1 protein-coding gene and 1 pseudogene are annotated in these 1,430 nt (G+C 62.2%); one reads left to right on the plus strand and one right to left on the minus strand.

The features are described 5' to 3' along the window. Positions 1 to 317, plus strand: a pseudogene (locus EN893_RS33885) (hypothetical protein); the annotation flags it as partial. Positions 318 to 390: 73 nt separating this feature from the next. Here EN893_RS33885 and EN893_RS33890 read toward each other — a convergent pair. Next, positions 391 to 1,430 (minus strand): DEAD/DEAH box helicase (locus EN893_RS33890; protein ID WP_164901376.1); only part of this gene is annotated, 1,040 nt, incomplete at its 5' end.

Consider the following 1,430-nt stretch of genomic DNA (forward strand, 5'->3'; position numbering starts at 1 on the left):
AGCTTGATCCGATGAGGCCGAACGTGCTGATCTACGAGCCGACCAAGGAAGGCCTGAAGTTGGTCGGAGTGGAATGGCTGGTGCCGCTGACGCCGGACACCAAGGAGCCGCCCAAGCTGTTTGGCCAAACCTTCATGGGACCTATGGAGGGGCACTACCCTCTCATCCCGAAGGAGTTCGTCCATTACGACCTTCATGCCTGGCTCGGGGACAACCCGAACGGCATGTTCAGTCCGACGAACCCGAACGTGAAATGCAACAAGGCCGAGTTTCCGATGCTGGAAAAACCGACCAAGATGATGCCTGGGCCGATGTAACGGGCGAGCCAGGCTGAAAGAGCTTTGCCGAGAAGGCAGCCGAGTGGCCGGCTCGCCTTCGAAGCGGTCGGGATCAGACCTTGGCGACGATCCGCATGAAGGCCGGCATGTCGTCGCCGAAGCCAACGGTGGAATCATTGTCTTCCTGGTGGCGTTGGCGGGCAGGGCGGCTGTTGTCACGCTGTGGCCGGGTGTCGCCGCGTTCGGGTGCGCGCTGTTCATTGCGATCGGATGATTTGCGCTCGGTGTTTTCCGAACGGATCGCTTCCTTGCGCGAACGCCGTTCGCCGATGTCGGCGGCTGCGGCCTCGGCCACCGGCTGATCCTCGCGGACTGTTTCCGGTGCGGCATCTTCGCTGCGCTTGGCGTGGCGTTCGCGCGGTTTGCGCTCGCCGCTCTTTTCCCTGCCGCGGTCGTCGTCCTTGCGGCCGGCACGGCGCGGCGCGCCCTTGCCACGGCGCGGAGCATCGTCCTCGCCTTCGCTGGCAACCACCGTCGACAAGTCGCCGTCATGCCACTCGATCTTGTTGCCGATCAGACGTTCGATGGCATCGATGTATTTGGTGTCAGATTTGGTCGCGATGGTGAAGGATTTTCCGGAGCGTCCGGCGCGCCCGGTGCGGCCGATACGGTGGACATAGTCCTCGGCGTGGATCGGCACGTCATAGTTGAAGACATGGCTGACATCGGGAATGTCGAGGCCGCGCGCGGCAACGTCGGAAGCGACGAGGTAGCGCAGCTTGCCGTCGCGGAAATTGGCCAGCATCTGCATGCGCGCGCGCTGGTCCATGTCGCCATGCAGCGCACCGGCGTCGAAATCATGCTTCAGCAGCGAGCGGAACAGCTCCGACACTTCGACCTTGCGGTTGCAGAAGATGATGGCGTTCTTCAGTTCTGCGTCTTCGGCCTTGATCAAATTGCGCAGCGTCTCGCGCTTGTCCCATGGCTTGGAGCCTGATTTGACCAGCCGCTGGATGATGTTGGTGGCGGCGGATGCTGCCTTCGAAACCTCGACGCGGACCGGCGCGTGCAGGAACTTTTCGGTGAGCTTGGTGATTTCGGGCGGCATCGTCGCCGAAAAGAACAGCGTCTGCCTGGTGAACGGGATCATTT

The sequence above is a fragment of the Mesorhizobium sp. M7A.F.Ca.CA.004.04.2.1 genome, from assembly GCF_004022825.1.
In the GTDB taxonomy this organism is placed as follows: Bacteria; Pseudomonadota; Alphaproteobacteria; order Rhizobiales; family Rhizobiaceae; genus Mesorhizobium.